Below are 5,885 nucleotides of genomic sequence, written 5' to 3'. Positions count from 1 at the left end.
CCATTTCTGGTTCCATTTCTGCTAATAAAGCAACTAATTGATCAGCGGTTTGAACCGAATTAATTTTAGCCAAATATGGTTTCAAAGGTTCAATGCCTTGTTTATTTCTGGTTACGGTATCTAAAACGGTTTTGTATAAGCTAATTGCTTTTGCCTGATCAGATTTAGGATCAATAGTTTTGTCGTTGATGGCATCTTTTAAAATGATCATTACGTCATCATCGGTGTTTTTTCGAAGTTCATCAAAACTTCCCCAACGGGTTCTGTCGGCAGGAATTTCGGTTTTATCTAACCAAGTTCCGTTTACATATCTATTAAAATTATCGGCCGGATTGGTTGATTTATCCATGAAATTAAGATTAATTCCAGTAGATGTTGATTGCTTCACGGCCTCTTGCTTCGCTTTACAAGAATAAAAGCAAGTTGTTAAAATAAGAAGCCCAAAACTTCCTTTTACAATGAATTTTTTCATAATTTATTCTTTAATGATTCGCTTAACTGTTGATTGATTATTATCTATAATTTTAACAAAATAAATTCCTTGAGTTACGTTTGACAAATCTATTTTTGTTTCGAAATTTGATATTGTTATTTCTTTTTTGGCATAAACTTTTTTACCCGTTAAATCATATACTTCAATTCCTGTTGGTTGAAGATTTCCAAGTGAAATATTAAAAATTCCTTTGGATGGATTAGGATATACGAATACATTATTTATTTCAAAAATTTCTGATGAAAGCGTCCCCGAAATTACAAAATCATCAACATTTATTCCTAAACCGCTTTCAGCATCATCAGAATGAAAAACAATTCTAAAAATAATATTAGTTTCGGTATTTAAGGCATTTAACGGATAAGAATAAGTGGTTAAAACAGTACGCCTACCTGTCCATTGCGCACCTGGACAATTTTGACAGTCATTTTCGGAGCCTGAAGTTGCATTTGTTCTATCGCTATTGTACCAATTAGTTGTCATATTTCCTAATACATTCCATGTTGCTCCAAAATTTGTAGAATATTGAACATAAACGATGTCCCAATTATTCTCTAAATCATATTTCATGGCAAAACTAATTCTAGGGTTTGTTACATTTGATAAATTATAACATTGCGAAACTAAATACGATTTTATCATATCTGGATAATTTCCAGTTAAATTAGTGGTATAAACAGTATTTCCGGCAGAAGACATAATTCCAGACGTTCTAATACCTCTAACCCACTGAGAGCCTTGTCCGCCTTCATTGTATGAGATTAATGCATTAGATGCTGTTGTAAATGGATTTACTTGACCTATTGTACCGGAATCATTAATGTAAAAAGTTGTTGAACCACTATTATTGTCAGAATAAGCATCACCTGAAATAGTAGTAGAAACATTTAAAGTATGAACCCCTCTAGTTAATATTGAAGATGGTAAATCAATGGTTGCATTATTGTTAGCGGCAATAGTTCCATTCCAAACATAGCTATTAGTAGCACTTGTATCAATTGAATAATTAACAGTTACGCTAGATATTGCATTTGTTCCATTGTTTTTAACTTGTACTTGAGGTAGTAAATTTTGTGCACAATTAATATTTATTCCAGGACTTAAAATGGTTACAAATTTTACATCATTTGCAGGAATTTCAACAGGTATATTCGTTTGCCAAATTCCTCTACCATAGGTTGCTGCAATTAATTTAGCGTCTTCTACATTTATTTCTAAATCGGTTACAGAAACATTAGGTAAGTTTGTATCAAACGGCTGCCAAGAAGTCATAGAATCATCTCTATAATACACTCCTAAATCAGTTCCTAAATAGAGGGGGTTTAGTGTGTTTCTGCCTTGGTGAGCAATTACATTTTTACCGATACTTGGTAATCCAGTTGAAAAAGAAGAAAAAGAAGTTCCTCCGTTTGTAGATTTGAATACGCCTCCTGAAGAACTTTGAGTGGTCAAATACACAGTGTTACTGTCTGAAGAATGGACTTCAATTGATGTAATAGCACTAGAAGCGCTATAAACATTAGTGAAATTTATTCCTAAATCGGTACTTTTATATAAAGTTGACCCGTTTGCAACATACATAATATTGTCGTTTAATGGATCAATACTTATTAGTTCTATGTTTCCTGAACCTACAGAATTGCTGTTTTGTTGTACCCAAGCGCCTGATACTAATTTATATAAGTTATTATATCCCGCAAATAAAAGTCCCGCGTTATTAATGGCAAGTGGTGTTACCCAATTACCGCTTAAACCCGTTGGGGCTGGAACAGAACCGCTTAATCCATTACCCGCATTGTTGCTTATATAAAGATTCCCTCCAGACTGTATAAACCCATAATACTGGTTTGGATTATTAGGATTAATTGCAGTATCCATTCCGTCGGCGCCATAGTAATTTTTCCATTGACCACTGCTGTATGCATGACCTCCATTATCTTGCAATCCACCAACCATATTGGCTGCGGATTGCTTTGAAACGGCTATTTTATAAAATTGACTAATTTGTACACCGGCAGTTAAATCTGAAAAGTTGGTGCCGCCATTACTTGAAACGTAAATTCCACCATCGCTACCACAAAAAAGTTTATTCCCATGAAATCCTAAATAATGAATGTCAGCATGCGTGTAAGATGGTGCTGCAGGCGAACTCCAATTGTTCATTTTAGTCACTGTAACTCCGCCGTCGGTTGATTTCCATAGATTCAAACAACCTGTATAAATTTCTTCAGCATTAGTTGAGGATACTGCTAAGGCTAAATCATACCATGATTGATTAGATTCAAATACATCTGAAGTTGTATTGGTTGCTGTAAAAGTAGTGCCTCCATCAATAGATTTAAAAACACCTTGAAAACCTCCAGATGTATTAGCGCTTAAAATGTAAACGTAATTTGCATTTGCTGGAGTAACATCCAACAATAATCGGCTTGAACTTAGTGTTAATCCTGATGTAACTTGAGTAAATGTTGTTCCTGAATCGGTAGAACGATAAAAGCTAGTATCTGAAACTCCATAAACAGTTGAAGGATCTCCTGGTTTTAAACGGATACTTCCTTGTGAAAAATCTCCTGATTGTACTTGGCTCCAAGTATTCCCTGCGTTTGTTGTTTTATAAATTCCATTATTAGTGGCACACCAAAGTATTTGATTATTCGTTGGATGAATTAAAATATCGCCCGCTCTTGAAGGGTTTGATCCCCCTAACGTTCCTGTTGGTCCCCAAGTTAGTCCACTATCTGTTGATTTGTATACTCCAACAGAGTATGAATCTCCAGCATCTTTATCTCCTGTTGCAATATAAATTACATTTGAATTGGAATAATCAACCGCTATTCCAGAAACACCAATTTGCGGTAATTCATCCGTAAGAGGAGTCCATGTTACTCCATTATTAATTGATTTCCAAATTCCGCCTGCTGGAGCACCTAAATAAATAATATTTGAGTTCGATGGATCTACATGAACAATATTTACTCGTCCTTGACCTGAAGACCATGAACCCGTATTTGTGTGGGTAAAAGGTCCTATAGGCTGCCAGTTGCTCACAGGTAAAGAAGAATTATTTCTATTTAATCTTGATTGATTTTTTTGACGCCAAACATTCCAAAAATCTTCAGAAGACATAATATAACCTTGTTCATTAGCATAATTTCTCCAATGATATTCCCAACGCATAAACGGTTTATACCCCGATCCTCTTGCGTTTTTGTCTCTTGTTGACCAATATTGGTTAAAAGCTTCAACTTGCTCATCAATAGTTGCTTGTCCTGCTTTTGCAGTATTCATATTTTGCATCCATGGGGCTGTTGGATTAAATTGTGAAAAACCAAAAAAGGAGCACAATAAACTAACAATCAAGTAATTTTTAATCATTTCAGAAGTGTTTTATAGTATAATTTCACAAATATAATAAAGAAATTGAACTTAATTAAAACTTTAACAATGGTTTAAAAGGGCATAAAAAATAAATATGTTTACTTTTGTAAAAAAAATAATGCTCAGCCAACTAAATCAATACAGAACCTTTATATTGCTATTTTTGATTGTATCAATAGCTATTTTTTTTTGCATTTACTCTTTGCAAACTCCCGAAAAAATGTTGCCCATCTATTCACCAAGGGATATTAATCCTGAATTAGTAGACTCAACGGTGCAACACATTGGTAACGATCATAAGATTGCAGATTTTTCGTTTACCAATCAAAACGGAAAATTAATCACCCAAAAAGAGTATGAAAACACCATTTATGTGGCTGATTTCTTTTTTACTACTTGTCCAACTATTTGTCCTAAAATGACCAATAACATGATTTGGTTGCAAAATCAATTAAAAAAATATCCGGAGGTAAAATTGTTGTCTTTTTCGGTAACACCAGATATTGACACTCCAGCAGTTTTAAAAAAATATGCGCAAGAAAAAGGGGTTGATGATACACGATGGAATTTAGTAACCGGAGATAAAAAAGAAATTTATTATTTGGCTCGAAAATCATATTTGGCAGTAAAAACTGGGAAACCGGAGGAACTATATGACATGGTGCATACCGAAAATTTTGTTTTAGTAGACAAAAATAAAAGGATTAGAGGTTTTTATGACGGTACCAATCTAGACCAACCATCAGATGATAGTAAAACCAAAAATATGCAACAGTTATTATCGGATATTATTTGGCTTACTGAAAATCAAAAATAATTTAGATTAAAATGATTTTTATCAGGTTAACTTGGTTATTAATTTTTACTTTTGTATTTTAATTGAATCTAAATAAAAAATGGATCTAAATTCGTCCTCTCTTAAATTAGGTGAAACGGCTACTATAACTGCTGTAAACTTAGACGAAATCCCACTAAAATTATTAGAAATGGGGTGTTTACCTGGTAATCAAATTACATTGCTGCAGGTGGCTCCTTTTGGCGATCCCTTATATTTTAATGTTAATGATTCTCATGTAGCTATTCGTTTAGAAACTGCTCAAGAAATAAGCATTCAAAAAGCACTTTAAAATGAATGCAAATCCTATCAAAGTTGCTTTAATTGGTAATCCAAATGTGGGTAAAACTTCAGTTTTTAATGACCTTACCGGTTTAAATCAACAGGTTGGCAATTATCCAGGTATAACGGTTGAGAAAAAACAAGGTGTTTGCAAATTATCGGACGCTGTTAAAGCTAAAATCATCGATTTACCAGGAACTTATAGTTTAAATGCAAGTTCGATTGATGAAAATGTGGTAATTGAATTATTGCTCAATAAAAACGATGATGATTTCCCAAATGTAGCTGTTTTGGTTACAGAAGTAGAAAATTTAAAGCGAAATTTATTACTTTTTACCCAAATTAAAGATTTAGAAATCCCAACCATTTTAGTAATAAATATGGCGGATCGAATGGCGTTAAAAGGAATCGAATTGGATATTCCAGTTTTAGAAAAAGAATTAAAAACAAAAATTGCTTTAATAAGTTCTAGAAAAAAAATAGGAATTGATTATTTGAAAGAATTAATTTTAAATTACCAAACACTTTCAACAGAGCCTTGCTTAAACGCATCAACCATTGATCCTGAATATTTCAATAATTTAAGAAGAGCGTTTCCAAATCAGTTGTTGTATAAACTTTGGCTCGTTATTACGCAAGATGTTAATTTCTTAAATTTGGAACGAAACGAAATAAAAAGTCCGTTCACCAAATCGCACGCCGATTTAAAGCGTTTACAACAAAAAGAAACCATAAAACGATATCAATTTATTAACGACACCTTGAAAATAGGTCAAAAAATAGATAGTTCAAAAGCAACTGATATTCGAGCAAAAATTGATCGCGTTTTAACCCATAAAATTTTTGGTTATGTAATTTTCTTTGGAGTTTTAATGCTTATTTTTCAATTTTTATTTG

General features: G+C 33.0%; 4 protein-coding genes and 1 pseudogene. 3 read left to right on the top strand and 2 right to left on the bottom strand.

Annotation, left to right across the window (positions count from 1 at the left end; genetic code table 11):
• A pseudogene (locus tag ACIQZC_RS08430) lies at positions 1 to 472 on the bottom strand (M13 family peptidase); the annotation flags it as partial.
• Positions 473 to 475: 3 nt separating this feature from the next.
• Positions 476 to 3,868, bottom strand: coding sequence for a T9SS type A sorting domain-containing protein (locus tag ACIQZC_RS08425; protein WP_396138790.1), 3,393 nt, complete (start codon positions 3,866 to 3,868; stop codon positions 476 to 478).
• 121 nt (positions 3,869 to 3,989) lie between these two features.
• Between ACIQZC_RS08425 and ACIQZC_RS08420 the strand changes: the two genes are divergently transcribed.
• From ACIQZC_RS08420 to ACIQZC_RS08410, 3 genes are all read left to right on the top strand, one after another.
• Positions 3,990 to 4,688, top strand: a complete 699-nt coding sequence (locus ACIQZC_RS08420; RefSeq protein ID WP_396138789.1) for an SCO family protein — start codon at positions 3,990 to 3,992, stop codon at positions 4,686 to 4,688.
• A 79-nt stretch (positions 4,689 to 4,767) separates the two neighbouring features.
• On the top strand, positions 4,768 to 4,998 hold the full coding sequence (locus ACIQZC_RS08415; RefSeq protein ID WP_396138788.1) for a ferrous iron transport protein A: 231 nt from the start codon (positions 4,768 to 4,770) through the stop codon (positions 4,996 to 4,998).
• 1 nt (position 4,999) lies between these two features.
• Positions 5,000 to 5,885, top strand: an 886-nt coding sequence (locus tag ACIQZC_RS08410) for a FeoB small GTPase domain-containing protein (RefSeq protein ID WP_396138787.1), incomplete at its 3' end; no start/stop codon positions are given.

The organism is Flavobacterium sp. (assembly GCF_044338735.1).
Classification (GTDB): Bacteria; Bacteroidota; Bacteroidia; order Flavobacteriales; family Flavobacteriaceae; genus Flavobacterium.
Note: the sequence above shows the minus strand (reverse complement) of the source record. Positions and strands in the feature narration are given on the sequence as shown.